Here is a 14,166-nt window from a genome sequence, read left to right as displayed (position 1 = left end):
AGATGAACATCATTTCACTAATACGTTATCTCCTGTAATTATGTAAGTTAAATTCCTCAAGTCTGCGCTTTTCCATCCTCGTCACATGATGTGACAATCGACTCGTATTTCATTCTTGAATACAGAGAGATTCTGTAGAATTGATCATTTGGATCCATTTCTACTTCCCATTTTTAAGTCGAAGTTAAAGTTTTCTTTAGGTTTCAGATAAGGGTTAAGTTGCTATGCTAACATGGTTGAAGAAAACAATTGGATGTACAAGAGGCTTGACACTATATATGGTGTCAGTCGTTTTTTCTTGTAACTTAAAACGGATGTAGATTTTAAAATGCTATTTCACGTAATTTATTTTTGGGGGAGTGATAGTCTTTGTACAAACGGATTATAGGTTTAATGCTTTCCGTGTTATTATCGGTGTCCCTAGTAGCGCCAGGTTTGACATCGGCGCAAACGAGCAGTTTTAGTGATCTGAGTGGTTTCAGCGGGTCAAGTAGTTTTAGTGATTCTAGCAATCCTAGTGAATCTAGAACAAAATCGATGGAGTTACCTCTATCCAATGAGTTATCTAGTGGCTGGAATGGTATAGTGCAAAATATTAATCCAGTTGTCGACGCAACGAATTTGACGAATGGGAATACAACAAGTTCTTTCATTGATGTGAAGCCAGGCTATTGGTTTTTCGATGCAGCAAATTATGTGTATCAAAATGGCCTATTCCAAGGTACAGGTGAGCACACCTTTTCACCACAAGGCACGATGACACGTGCAATGTTCGTTACCGTTCTTGGACGTGTAGCAGGAGTTGATTCTTCAAAATACACTTCAGCATCTTCATTCACGGATGTGTCCTCGGGTTCTTATTATGCACCGTTCGTAGAATGGGCGAATAAAAACGGTATTGTAACAGGGGTAGGTAATCGTAAGTTTGCACCGAGCAATACGGTGACAAGAGAGCAAATGGCTACAATTATGGTTAGATATTTTGAGGAATTTAATATCAACTATAAAACAGGAAATACCGTTATTACAGAGCCAAGCGATATTGGTAATGTTTCAAGCTGGGCAAAGGATGCTATATTGGCATTATTGAATATATGAAGTATGGGGACAGATTGAATGTTCTGAGCTATGTGACGAATGTTGAAGGTCTTGCCTTCCTTGGTTGGGAATCAATGGATGAGGTTGTTCCAGCTACATCGAAAACCTACACGGCATATTTCGATTTGAAGAAGGACATGAGGGTACTCGTAGAATATTATTCAAGAGATAGCTACGACGGAGAATTTTCGAAAGTCGGTAGTGAAATTTATTTGGCAACTGCATTCAAAGAGTTCAATGCTCGTTCCCAAGCGACAGGCTATTATAACAGTCCTAATGAGTACGAGTTAGCAGATGATTGGGGTCTTCCAACAGATTATAAAATTGTAGTAGATCCGGATAATCCTAAAAATCTTGTAGTGAAACAATACCTACAGCGTAAGTATGAGCTAACGTTTGATTTGAATGGAGGAGCTTTTGCTGATGGTGTTTCTGGGAAAAAACTGCAACCCATAAAACCTACTCCGGATTCTATGCTCTACAAGGAGTGGGTACTGATTACGAAACCATAAGCAGTGGAGTTGTTAATGCAGATGGTAGTACGACGTTGAAGCTGTATTATGATAGAAATGTGTATAAAGTGAAATTTATAGTCATTGATCCGTTTACACAAGAAGAAAAGAAAATCAATGAGGAAACTTACCGTTTTGGCGTAAAATTTATAATTCCAAGTAAATTTGTCTGGGAATTAGGATTGACTGGAATTGGATGGAAGGCATTAGATGGAGCACCGGAAATTAAGGAATTTGATTTGAACTTAGTACCTGCACAAAATGTGACTTATGAGCTTGTTTTGGCTGATGAAGAAGGCGGGGAAGGTGGAAATCCAGGATTTCCGGGATTCCCAGGAGTTCTGGTAAGTCAATTCCCTGGCCTTTCGGGTTTTAGAAAGTTTTAATGTAATTATTATAATTTAGTGGCTCAATCTCAAAATCAGTGCTTGACGAAGTGACCGAAGGATGAAAATGGAAAAACATTTGATACTCCTGTATTGTTGTAAGTCTCACCAAACAACAAAAAAGGAATAAACAGATGCAGATCCAGTATATCAATGAAATGCTCGACATACCAGAGCTACAAGTTCGTCAAATTCGGTCTATGGTGGCCGACGAACTTCATATCGAAGCCATTCCACGCAGCTATAAACAATGCTGTCCCCTGTGCAAGTCCGACCAAAACGTCATTCGTAAGGGAAGTAATGGCATGCGGATGGTAAGGCATTTGCTAGTGTTTGCGAAAAAAACCTTTCTGCATGTACCTTCCATCCGATTGTCCTGCACCACTTGCGAAGCCGGATTTGGATGGTTCTATGAATTTGTCGGACCCAAGCAGCGCTACAGTTGGTTTTTTTGTTTCAATACTGTCGAACAAGCGCTTGGATCAACGGCTGCACATAGCGCTCGTATGCAGCAACTACCTGCCAGTACCGTACAGCGCATGCATAACGAGGCTCTTCTGGTGGAGTGTGAACGCATCGAGAAGCACGTGTGGACCGAAGCGAAAGAAATGTCCAATCTGGTTTTAGGTGTCGATGATTTTGCCATCCAAAAAGGTCATACCTACAATACCGGTATCCATAATCTCAAAGGTGAGACCATGCTGGATCTCCTTCCGGGTCAAAAGCTAAACGACTTGCGGGCGTATGCCAACACTCATCCAGACTTCCTTCTGCTGAACCCTAAAGCGGTCGTCATGGATTTAGCACAGGCGTATCATACCTGGATCAGTGAGTGCTTTCCGCAAGCGATTCGCATTGCGGATCGGTTTCATGTTCACGGTTATGTGATCGACAGTGTACAGGAGGTTTGAAAAATCGTTCAGCCTACGCTATCGCCACGAGCAAGGGCTTACCTGAAAGCCCATCATCGCTTGCTTAATCCGCCTGCGGAATCGCTAGAAGTGGAGAGCCGGACCAGACTGGAGATGCTGCTATCCTTCTCCCCGCTACTTCGTAGCGTCTGGGAATGGAAGGAAGCATTCTCCACCTGGTATGACTGTTCGCCGAGCTTTAGTGCTGCCAAACTGGGCTTTGAGCGTAGGTGTAAGCAAGGCGAGAAGATGGACCATCCTGCCGTTCGTAGCACCTTAAAGACGATGCGCAATTGGAACATAGAAATCGTAAACTACCATCAATGCCGATGGACAAACACAACGGTGGAAGGTCGTCACAATCGCATTAAAGCCTTCCAGCGTCGCCATTACTTTACGCGAAATCGTAGCCGATATAAAGCAGGCACTCTCATTGAATGTAACCGCCATCGGATGTTGCGCTGATAGTCAAGCACTGATTTTGAGATTGACCCAATTTAGTTGCTTTTTATGAAAGGATTCATCGTGGCTGACTGCTGCGATGAACCTTTTTTACTGACTGCAAGCCCTTATTTTTTCTGTCCAACTAAGTGAAGCCTATGCAGTTGAAAAACGGAGTGGTAAAGTAGAAACAAGCCACCACTCCACAGAAAATATCTAACAATAGTCACCATTTTAGCTGTCAAGAAAGGTAACACTATGATAAAAGTTGATAACTTATCCTTCTCGTTTCCGCAAAAAGAACTCTATACCAACATTTCGTTCATGCTTGAAGAGGGTCAACATTGCGCTTTTATCGGAACAAGCGGCAGTGGGAAAAGTACGCTGATCGATATCCTGACGGATCCGGAAAGATATTTGTTTGATGGCAAGTTAGAGATCGACCCGGACTGCAAAATCGGGCATGTGAGTCAGTTCTCGCAAGTGGACAACACCAAAGAAATGACCGTTTTTGACTATATCGGAGAAGAATTTATCAAGATACAAGATGAAATCACATCGATTTATGCTGAAATGGCAACCACGTCGGATATGGATTCGCTGCTGGAAAAGTATCAATCGGCTTTGGACGCCTTCGAGTCGATGGACGGGGATAATTTTGAAAACACCATTAATAAGCAGCTGAACCTGGCAAACCTCATGAAGCTGAAAGATCTTAACGTATCCAACCTGAGCGGCGGGGAATTCAAACTCATTCAAGTAATGAAGGAAATGCTTAGCCGTCCGGACTTGCTAATTATGGACGAACCCGATGCATTTTTGGACTTTGAAAACCTAAATGCGCTTAAAAAATTGATCAATTCCCATAAAGGCATGCTGCTGGTGGTTACGCACAACCGATATTTGTTGAATCATTGCTTCAACAAAATCATACATCTCGAAAATACGGAGATCCAAGAGTTTGATGGGCGATATATCGATTATAACTTCTCGTTGCTTCAGACCAAAATCGAGCTGCAAGAATTCACCATTGCCGAAGAGGAAGAAATCGAGAGAAACGAGCACATCATCGATAATCTTCGAGCGATCGCCACCTATAATTCAGGAGCATCCAGAGGCAGAGCGTTAAAAGCCAGAGTCAAGTTTCAAGAAAGATTGGAAGCGCGTAAAATCAAAGCGCCGTTTGTCGATATTAAGCAGCCGGATATTCGTTTTGGTATGGATTATGAAATGGAAGACACCATTGTGGTCAATGTCCATGATTATAGTGTTTCCTTTGATGAGCTGCTTTTGGAAAATGTGAACTTTGAGATCAAATCTACGGATAAAGTAGCCATTATCGGTGCAAACGGTACCGGGAAAACGACCTTACTCCGAGAAATCTTCCAAAACAATCATGATTCAATTGAAATAAATGCTGATGTTAAAATGTCTTATTTATCTCAGCTTCAAGGCGAAACGCTAAAGGATTCCAATACCATACTAAATGAATTCATCGATGCCGGATTTAAAACTTATGATGGGATTAGATCGTATCTTTCAAACTATGGGTTTGAAGGAGAAATGCTGAATCAAAAGATCGAATCTTTATCTGGCGGAGAAAAAAACATGCTTCAATTGGCTAAAGTTTCTGCCGGTCAAGCCAACCTACTGCTTCTTGATGAACCCACAAGCCATTTAGACATCTATACGCAGATCGCACTGGACAAAGCCATTGAAGACTATAAAGGCGCGATTCTTATGATTTCTCATGATTTCTATTCAGTTGTAAATGGAATGGATTATGTGTTAATCATTGACGATAAGACAATCAGAAAAATGAGTATGCGCAAATTTAGACAGATGATTTATGAGAGTCATTTTAATAAGGATTATTTAGAAACGGAACAAAAGAAAAAGTCACTTGAAATGAAAATAGAATTGGCTTTAAAAGATACTAATTTTGAACTTGCAAAAGTATGGGTTGAAGAGCTGGAAGAGCTGATTAAGCTGCTTTAGATTACAACGATGAACATGACGATGGTGAAAAAGTATCCATAAAAAAGACACTGGTGAGTGGAATCTCAGTGTCTTTTTACTACATTTTGGAACAGCTGGACAAAACAAAACCACAAGTTCATTTCTTTCATTATTCTTTCATAACACTCTGTTATAATTCCAAAAGTAATAAAAATGGTATAAATCAGAGGTACATTAAAGCCACAAAAGAGGAATGGATGAAAAGAATAGATATGAATATGGAGATAGAAAAAGAGTTGCAGAAACGGCTACTTGTTCCGTCCGAGCAAAGATTACTGTCACTCCTGTTTAAGGAACACGTGAATATAGAAGAAATAGAGGATCAGCTTCAAGATCTGAATATGGATGCGGGTAATCATAATTATCTGCTGATGCTAGCTCATTTTGGGTATAATATCGATTGGATGGGATTTCCGGAGCATGTCATCCCGCAATTAAAAGGCATCTATCGTTATTATCAGGTGGAGAATGCACTGATGCTGCAGAAACTTTTTATGAGTACACAAAGGTTGAATGAAAAGAATATATACCCGTTGCTTTTAAAGGGAGCCGCGATGCGTCTGCATTTTGCCTCGGGAGTATCTAGAATGATGGCTGATTTAGACTTTGCGCTTGAGGGCGAGCAATATGAAAAAGTGGTGTCGATTTTTCAAGATATGGGTGCGGAGTATATAGTAGAAGCTAAGCATTCCATTACATATAAGTTGGGAAAGACGGAGTTTGATATTCATCATGTTATATTTAAGAACAATCTTGAAAAGGGCAGTGATATTTGGGAGAGAGTTGAACAGATTGAGGTTAATGGCTGTCAATTCAGAGTATTGTCACCTATAGACATGTTCGTACATATATTAGATTCGCAATCCAGATGCATATTTGTTGATGAAATGCCAGAACGTCGGATGAAATGGTTATTTGATGCAAAAATGGTGTTGAAAATGATGCCTGACACGGATTGGACAGCAATAGCAAAGCGCGCGAATGAACTGCATTGTAGTTATCGGGTTCACTTGATGATGAAATTATTTGCAACCTGTTTTCCAGAGGACATTTCGTTAGAGGATGTAGCAACTTTATTTGCAGTGGATAATGGATATGCCAAATGGCTAAAAGACGCAATGGATTTCTATGAGACGATTGTGCCCTATATGAAAGAACGCCGTGCGGGTGAAAATGGTTCAATTACGCTGCGGGTCATACAATTAAGAATCAAATACAAACCTATCAGAAAGGAGTACAGGTATTATTCTCATGAATTAAAGGAATTAGAATCTGGTATGTGTTATGCAAGATATGTTGCGGAACTTTACCATTTTAATAGACCCGTGAAATTGTATCAGAGATTTCTCTCACGGCTAAGACTTCGTTAACTTGGAACAAATCCTATGCGAGAAAAGAGAGAATAATGGATGGATAATGAAAAAGCTACAATTTCCTCTTTCTTTGAAAATGTTAACAAACGAATTTTGAAGAAAAACGGGATTCTCTATAAGAATATGCAAATAGGATTAGCTGGTAAGGTTCTTGAAATTCGATATTGGGATGACATAGAGGTTTCATTAATACGATCTTCTCTTTTGGGAAGAGTCCTCTCAAAAGAGCAGCACGTAGTACCAGATGCAGTGATCTGGTGCTATACGGATGATATTAATATCTATATTCCCGATACATTTCGCGATAAACCGCTGCTAGAAGGAGCAATAACCGATGTATATCAGGGAAAGGATACAACGGGATGCATCAAGGTTACTAGAAGTACGGAGATGGAGGGTGCCGACTACATCAGAAAGACCTATTATTTCTGCAGACAAGCAGGCACTGATTATGATGATTGCATGTTGGGACATCCACTTATAAGATGTTTTTATTTTTGGGCAGAGCAGGAGAGCCTATTAATTCTGCATTCCGCTGCAGTAGGATTTAATCATAAGGGAGTATTGATAAGTGCGCGAGGCGGTGCTGGGAAGTCAACTTTATCAGTGAGTTGCTTGCTGGAGGGGTTAGATTTTGTGGCAGATGATTATGTTATGATGCGTGAAGTCGGAGAACGAAAAGCACTGCCACTATATACAATGGTTGGATTGAATTCGGATATGTATCAGATTTTAAAACCGAACATGCCTGTTATCAAGACAGAGGAAAAGCGAAACGGGAAGAAGTTCTTTGATGCATCCGCCTATCCTTTTCAAGAAGAATTGCCGATTAAAGCTATATTGTGTCCCACTGTTACAGAGGGAAGCGAGCCAATGATTGTGCCGACGGACCGAGGTTCAGTATTGGTAAAATTGGTACATTCCAGTGTAAGTCAGATTGGCGGACGAAGAGATACAGAAATGGTTAAGAGAATGATGGACAGACTGAAGGATTTACCCGTTTATGAGTTCCGTTTAAGTAAAGACCTTAAGAAGAATGTAACCGTATTGCAACATTTTATGGAGGGACTTTAACATGTATAAATTAAACGATGAGAAGATGTTTTATGATATTGCTGACGGACAGGCCATTATAATCAATTTTGTTACTGGAATGTATTATGGAGCAAGTGCTCTTGGATCGATGGTTTTAGATGCGTTGATGCAAGGCAAGGACCCGAAGCAGATTGTCGATAAAATCAAAAACAATGAAGGCTGTGTTGTGGATATTGATCAGCGTGTAGAGCGGTTTATTGCTGCGCTTACGGAAAAGGAAATTTTTATATCAGATCATCAACCTTACAGCCAGGAATCATTGGGCGATTTTGTCATAGTTGATAGAGATTACAGCCTTGAATTAAATGAATTCGCGGAGGTTCAAGATCTTCTGTTGGCAGACCCCGTACATGATGTGGAAGCAGATATGGGCTGGCCTAAGCTAAAAGAAGAGGATTAATACAATGAGGCTATCCATTATTATGCCTGTATACAATGCGGAATATTATTTGGATGAAGCAGTGGAATCGATATCGAACCAGACCTGGAATGGCGAGAAGGAAATTATTATTGTGGATGATCATTCAGAAGATCATTCCTTTACCAAAGCCCAAAGATTGGGTGATCGTGTGGTCTCGGTGGAACATGGTGGTGCAGCAAAGGCAAGGAATGTCGGGCTCAAGATGGCTTGCGGGGATTATGTATTGTTTCTGGATGCAGATGATGTTTTGTTGCCGGATGCATTGGATAATCTTTTTACTGCCATGGAAGATGATCCGAACTGTGATGTTGTATATGGAAAGGCAAAAGATTTTGTATCGCCGGAGTTATCGAGTAAACAAAGGATGAAACTGAAGGCAAGAGAAAACGGTTATGGCGGTGTATTGCCGGGCTGTGCGCTAATCAAAAAATCGGTCTTTGATCGGAACGGATACTTCGATGAAAATCTTTCAAGTGGAGAAACGGTAGATTGGATGATGAATTTGAAGGAAGCAGGAGCCGTGGTTCGGGAAATCAATCAAGTAACGTTAAGACGGCGCCTGCATATGACCAATACAGGACGTTTAAAACGTGAAGAAGAAATGAAAAATTATGCAGCCATTTTAAGAAAAAGGATGTCAAAGAAATGAAACCGTTAGTATCCATAATAACGCCAATCTATAATGCCATGCCTTATCTGAACACCTACTTAGATTCTGTAGAAAACCAGACCTATGCGCCGTTAGAACTTATATTGGTAGATGACGGGTCTACCGATGATTCACTCTCGGTCCTTACAGAGCGAGCAGTTATAATGGAAGCAAAAGGTATATCGGTGCTAGTTCTATCCCAGAACCATGCAGGACAGGTGGCTGCTGTAAACCTGGCACTTCCGAATGTCCACGGCGAACTATTAACCTGGTGCGATGCGGATGACTATTGGACGGGGGATAGTATTGAAAAGAAGGTGGAGTGTCTTCTCACTCATCTTAATATTAATATGGTGCGAAGCAATGGATTGATCAAAGATGAGACAGAGAATCCGATTATGTATAGAGAAAAAGAAAATCAGCCGTTTTTGTCCGATATATTTGATGATTTGTTCCATGAGCGTATCTTGGAACTGGCGGGCCGATTTATGGTTCGAACGGAAGCCTTGTTTGCTTGTTATCCGAATCGTCAGATTCCGGCATCCACTGTGGATCAGAATCCGCAGTTGCTACTTCCAATCGCAAGCAGAAGCAAGTGTGCTTATCTAAATGAGGAGCTTCATGTTTATTCCAGGAGAAGTAGCGGCCATTCTAGTACGAAGCGTAGTTTCACGGAGACTATGAAACGGATAGAAGATATCAAGCAACTTTATTTAAGTATTTTGCCCTATTGTGAATGTGATCAAGAGTATTATCGCAAAGAAGTGGATCATATGACTGCTGCATTTAAGAAGACCTTAATGCAAACTACGGCTATGATGGCAAGAAAGAGAACGAGCAAAGAGTGAAGACTGAAATTAGCGTAAAGTAGTTTAAATGGACTATATGAAGAAAGCGGCGACTTGCCTTGAATAAATCACTCGGAGTGAATTTACTTTCATTATGGAACTTGTTTGGTCGGAAGCGCCAGATTCAATTTTGCGTGCTTGTCTTTTTCTATGTAATAGGTGCAGTGTTAGAGACCGCAAGCATTTCACTTATTTTTCCCTTTGTTTCTGCAATTCTAGAGGGGGATCATGAGAGTTTAAGCAAAGTTGCTTTTTTTGCGGTAATTGTTTTTATATGTTTTCTAGTCAAAAACATGTTTGTATATGGATTAGGAATTATAAAGCGCAAATATATCGTTAACAATTATAAGGATACAAGCAAGTCATTGTTGCGCATGTACCTGGATCAAGATTATCAATCTTTCACTGATGAAGATTCGTCAGCTCTTATTAATAATATTAACAAATATACGGGTTCCATCTTCCTGAGTATACAGAGTATGCTGGAATTTATTGCAGAAGCTGTAGTCATTCTCATGCTTTTGGCTTACATGTGCGTCCTAAATGTAAATATTTCGGCGGCTTTGATTCTGGTGTATGTTCTTATCATGATCTTGTTTCATCGGTTTATTTATACTAAAGTGCGAGATACCGGAAAACGTTCCAATCACAGCTTTGACCGAATGAGTGCAGTTACAAGAGAGGCCATAAATGGTATCAAGGAAGTAAAATTGTATAACGCAAAAGACGCTGTGGAGCATCTCTATGAAGGGTATATCAAGGAGAATGTAACCTTAGAAGTAAAGCAGACTGTCTATTCCACATTGCCTAGACATCTCATTGAATTGATTACGGTAGCTTGTATGTTGATGGCGTTTCTTGCTGTTTATGCAACGAATGGCTCATCCGAGGACGTCATGTCGAAAATGGCCATTCTAGCCTTAATTTTAATTAGAGTTATGCCAGGAGTGACCCGAATAAATGGTTATTTATCTTCTTTGTATGCCAACTCCTCGGTATTGGATCGGATGGACGGAGGTTTCTACGAGAAGATTCAAGGGATACTAAAGGAGGACAAACCAAGCAAACCGCATGCAGCAAATGATCAAGACAAAGATACACGTGCTACAGGCAGGTTTAATCAGGGCAGTAAAATTGTATGCAGTAATCTATCTTTTTCCTATGAGAATGGAAAAGAAGTTTTGAAGAATATAAGCGTTGAGATTCCTTGTGGTGCTATCGTCGGTTTAAGGGGCCCCTCTGGAATAGGCAAAAGTACATTGTTAAATCTGTTGACGGGTCTTCTTGTGCCGAACAATGGAAGACTCGAAGTGGCGCATGGAGATGGAACGACGGAGCAACTTAGCGAGGCAAAGCTTCGTTTCGGATATCTTCCGCAAAAAGTATTTTTGTTGAATGCAACCCTAAAGGAAAATATTGTTTTCTATCGGGACTATGATAAAGAAAAAATGAAGCATGCTATATCGGTAGCTCAAATAGCTGATATGATTGCAGGGTTAAGTCATGGCGAAAACACCAATCTAGGTGAAAACGGAATCTTTCTTTCCGGGGGACAATGCCAACGCGTGGGCCTAGCGAGGGCGGTGTACGATTCTCCGGATATCTTGGTGTTGGACGAGGGAACATCTGCATTAGACGAATGCCTTGAAGAGGAAGTGATGAGAGCAGTGTCTAGATTAAGTAATCAGACTGTTATCATTGCATCCCATCGAGAATCAACTCTAAAGTATTGTGATTTCGTTTATGAATTGAAGTGATTTAATACAGTAGATAACGAGCAGCTTTAATTGGTAATTATTTACCAATATCATTTAAAACAATCTAAAATAGCTACTCTTTTGGGTACCTTTTTAATTCGCCATTAAAGTGATAAGGTTCATCTTATCACTTTAATGGCACAGATGGAGTTCTGTATTCGTCCATTTCTGAAAAGTTTCTGTTATTGGGTATATTGACTGACATTCATAGTATCATATTGAACTGCAATCCAATAGATTATCTCATCGGTATATAAATATATGTTTAATGACTCTTGCTCATACGGACCAATTGTAGTCGTAAAGTTGCCTTCTGAGTCCAGTGAGACGTTAACATCCTCGATGCGTTGTGTTTTTTTTCCGCGAGTCTGAACACTCAAAATTAACGGCTTCCCGGCTTGAAATTTGAATTTTCCTTCTACAGTCAATGTATGGTCAACACGAAACTCGGCAACAATCATTTTATCTGACAGTACAGCTGGTTTTTTGTATACTTCTAGCTCGGGCATTGGTGGAAGTTCTGATAAAGGGGTGTTGACTTTAGAACGACCACGCAGGCTCTCAAGTTTAAGATGTACATTATTGAGCAGTTGGGCGGCCTCCCCACGAGTAATGAAATCGGAACCGCCAAAGCCGGACAACGTATTGTCCTTTTTTCCTTCCATATAACCCATACTGAGCACATACTGCACATTTTCATAACCGTTGAACCTCACGCCGTCTGCTGATGAGAACAACTCGGAAACCTTCAGTCTTGTGATCGGTTTCGACCGGTTTGCAATGTTATGAATTCCATCCAGTGAAAAGTCACGGTCGGCAGCGATTTTATAGGCAGCATCTGCCCAATGCTTCGTTACTTTTGCTCCATAAGCATTGATATCCACCTTGTACGTCTTCAGCATCATTGTCCAAAACTCTGCTTCACTTACATAAGCATTTGGGAGGAAGGTACCATTGTCATAACCAGTAATTATGCCGTTTGTCATGGCCCAGTTGATGGATGAAGCCGCAGCATGCCCATTAATATCGCTCAACTTGGCTGGGTTCGATCCTTGGTATTGCTTTATCTTGAGCTTTGGTAAAACGTTGACACCAACTTTCGTGGATACTCCCCCTAATTTGGCCGTAACGCTGTAGTTGTTACCGGCTTTGAGTCCTTTAATCTCTCCAGCAAGCGATATACTAAGGCCTGTGTTGTTGCTGCTCGTGTAAGTAATCCCATCAACGAGTGACTCGGTAACGCCATCATTGAATAAGCCTTCAATCTCTAGTTGTAGTACTTCACCTTCACTGATAACAATTTGGGATTTCTTCGGGGACAGGGCAGACAACTTATGGCCTTCACCTGTTTTAAACGACCATGATTTATTTAACTTGCCTGAACCCCCTTCCACTTCATAATCCAGGCTGACGCTGTATGTATGACTCCCCTTTAAAACGGATTTTGGAAAAAGAAACAGGGTATTGCTAAGATATTCCTCTTCATAGAAGGGCACTGTTGCACCGCTCTCGTCTGTAATGACGGCGTTATGAGCAGTTAATTTTCCTCCTACGCTTGCGGAAATAATATAGCCGGAATATTTAGCGTCGAATTGTTGAAGCGGGTTCGGAATTTCATTCCCATAGAAGCCAACGCTGACATTCGTTTGCTTATTATAAGGATATACGTAGATGTTATCAATGCCATCGGCAGTTGACGGGCTGCTATTACCGAAGTCCATGACCGCAGTTCCATTGACCAGCCCAATCCCAACCTCGTCATAAGCCGGGTTGAGTAGAATAGCCCGGTGATAGGCTGTATCCAGCCACCCTTGCGTTGCTTGAGTGCTACTTTTCTGATTAAAATGCATCACTTCACCATAGCTATAACCTCTGGTTCCGGTATTCCATCCGGCTGCTTTCATCCGGTCAAAGGCCGAAACGCCGGTGAATCCAGGCTTCCCTGCTGTTTCATCATGTGCACTTAACGTAACCTTTCCCGTATGATTTGCATTGAAATACGCGGCATGTGCCACAGCTGCTTTTGTAATGGCTGTATTCAGTTTTAATGGTTTTGCACCTATTCGGACACGGGCCTCATTTAGAAAAGCAAGAGCGGCAAGTTGGTCGTTCGTATAGCTGTAGGTATCATCAGACGCATAGGCAGTATCCGTTGCAATTCGGTTGGATGGATTATATAAAGTAACCGCAATAAGGAGTCCTGCACATAGAATAAGTTTTCCAAGTGGGTGCCAGAATAATGATCGCGGTATGGTGTTCTCTAAATTCATTCAGTTTGCATCTCCTTTGAGTATCAATAATACTATAATTTCCAAGCAACGATTACTAATAATGATTGGACATTATTTCTGTTTATCTTGGCGTATAAAACTTTTGGGTATATTATGTACCGAACATGCCAATTTCGGATGCTGGGGCTCCAGTCGCGAGTTTGTTTATTTTCTTTAAAAATACAGCCTCCTTGAACCATTTTAGAATAATTGGCTGTCGCATGTATGGCAGCTGTTTACAAGCCTTATAACCGGGGCATTAGACAAGGTGAGGGAAATTGTGGAAAACATCCCCTTAATTAATGTCGGTTGTTATAACTCTTTTTTTTACAAGAGGGGGTAATTTAAATTTTTGGTTTTAATTTATATTAATGGAATAATGATTA

At 40.8% G+C, this 14,166-nt stretch carries 11 protein-coding genes and 1 pseudogene; 11 read left to right on the top strand and 1 reads right to left on the bottom strand.

Annotation, left to right across the window (positions count from 1 at the left end; genetic code table 11):
- The first annotated feature begins 369 nt into the window (after positions 1-369).
- From E0496_RS06845 to E0496_RS06795, 11 genes and pseudogenes are all read left to right on the top strand, one after another.
- Positions 370-1,098 carry an S-layer homology domain-containing protein gene (locus E0496_RS06845; protein ID WP_141500886.1) on the top strand — a complete coding sequence of 243 codons (729 nt, stop codon included), beginning with the start codon at positions 370-372 and terminating at the stop codon, positions 1,096-1,098.
- Positions 1,099-1,130: 32 nt separating this feature from the next.
- The gene (locus E0496_RS06840) at positions 1,131-1,610 is read left to right on the top strand and encodes a hypothetical protein (protein WP_206669724.1); all 480 of its coding nucleotides are present in this window, start codon (positions 1,131-1,133) and stop codon (positions 1,608-1,610) included.
- Between the two features lie 35 nt (positions 1,611-1,645).
- Complete coding sequence (locus E0496_RS06835; RefSeq protein ID WP_141500884.1) at positions 1,646-1,996, top strand: hypothetical protein; 351 nt, start codon at positions 1,646-1,648, stop codon at positions 1,994-1,996.
- Positions 1,997-2,130: 134 nt separating this feature from the next.
- A pseudogene (locus E0496_RS06830) lies at positions 2,131-3,372 on the top strand (ISL3 family transposase).
- Positions 3,373-3,606: 234 nt separating this feature from the next.
- Positions 3,607-5,346: an ABC-F family ATP-binding cassette domain-containing protein gene (locus tag E0496_RS06825; RefSeq protein WP_141500883.1), complete on the top strand. Its 1,740-nt coding sequence runs from the start codon at positions 3,607-3,609 to the stop codon at positions 5,344-5,346.
- A 218-nt stretch (positions 5,347-5,564) separates the two neighbouring features.
- On the top strand, positions 5,565-6,737 hold the full coding sequence (locus tag E0496_RS06820) for a nucleotidyltransferase family protein (protein ID WP_141500882.1): 1,173 nt from the start codon (positions 5,565-5,567) through the stop codon (positions 6,735-6,737).
- 39 nt (positions 6,738-6,776) lie between these two features.
- Positions 6,777-7,814, top strand: coding sequence for a phosphoenolpyruvate carboxykinase (ATP) (locus tag E0496_RS06815; protein ID WP_141500881.1), 1,038 nt, complete (start codon positions 6,777-6,779; stop codon positions 7,812-7,814).
- A 1-nt stretch (position 7,815) separates the two neighbouring features.
- On the top strand, positions 7,816-8,235 hold the full coding sequence (locus E0496_RS06810) for a hypothetical protein (protein ID WP_141500880.1): 420 nt from the start codon (positions 7,816-7,818) through the stop codon (positions 8,233-8,235).
- A gap of 4 nt (positions 8,236-8,239) precedes the next feature.
- The gene (locus tag E0496_RS06805) at positions 8,240-8,905 is read left to right on the top strand and encodes a glycosyltransferase family A protein (RefSeq protein ID WP_141500879.1); all 666 of its coding nucleotides are present in this window, start codon (positions 8,240-8,242) and stop codon (positions 8,903-8,905) included.
- Complete coding sequence (locus tag E0496_RS06800) at positions 8,902-9,753, top strand: glycosyltransferase family A protein (RefSeq protein ID WP_141500878.1); 852 nt, start codon at positions 8,902-8,904, stop codon at positions 9,751-9,753. The genes E0496_RS06805 and E0496_RS06800 overlap by 4 nt, the downstream gene beginning before the upstream one ends.
- Before the next feature lie 59 nt (positions 9,754-9,812).
- A complete protein-coding gene (locus E0496_RS06795; RefSeq protein WP_141500877.1) occupies positions 9,813-11,510 on the top strand; it encodes an ATP-binding cassette domain-containing protein in 1,698 nt (565 codons plus the stop codon).
- 182 nt (positions 11,511-11,692) lie between these two features.
- Here the strand turns inward: E0496_RS06795 and E0496_RS06790 are convergent, their stop codons facing one another.
- Positions 11,693-13,780 carry a CAP and S-layer homology domain-containing protein gene (locus E0496_RS06790; protein ID WP_141500876.1) on the bottom strand — a complete coding sequence of 696 codons (2,088 nt, stop codon included), beginning with the start codon at positions 13,778-13,780 and terminating at the stop codon, positions 11,693-11,695.
- Positions 13,781-14,166 lie beyond the last annotated feature (386 nt).

Origin of the sequence: Paenibacillus luteus, from assembly GCF_006542765.1 — a bacterium.
Lineage (GTDB): Bacteria > Bacillota > Bacilli > Paenibacillales > Paenibacillaceae > Pristimantibacillus > Pristimantibacillus luteus.
The sequence above is the reverse complement of the archived record's forward strand: the minus strand, read 5'-3'. Positions and strand labels throughout refer to the sequence as shown.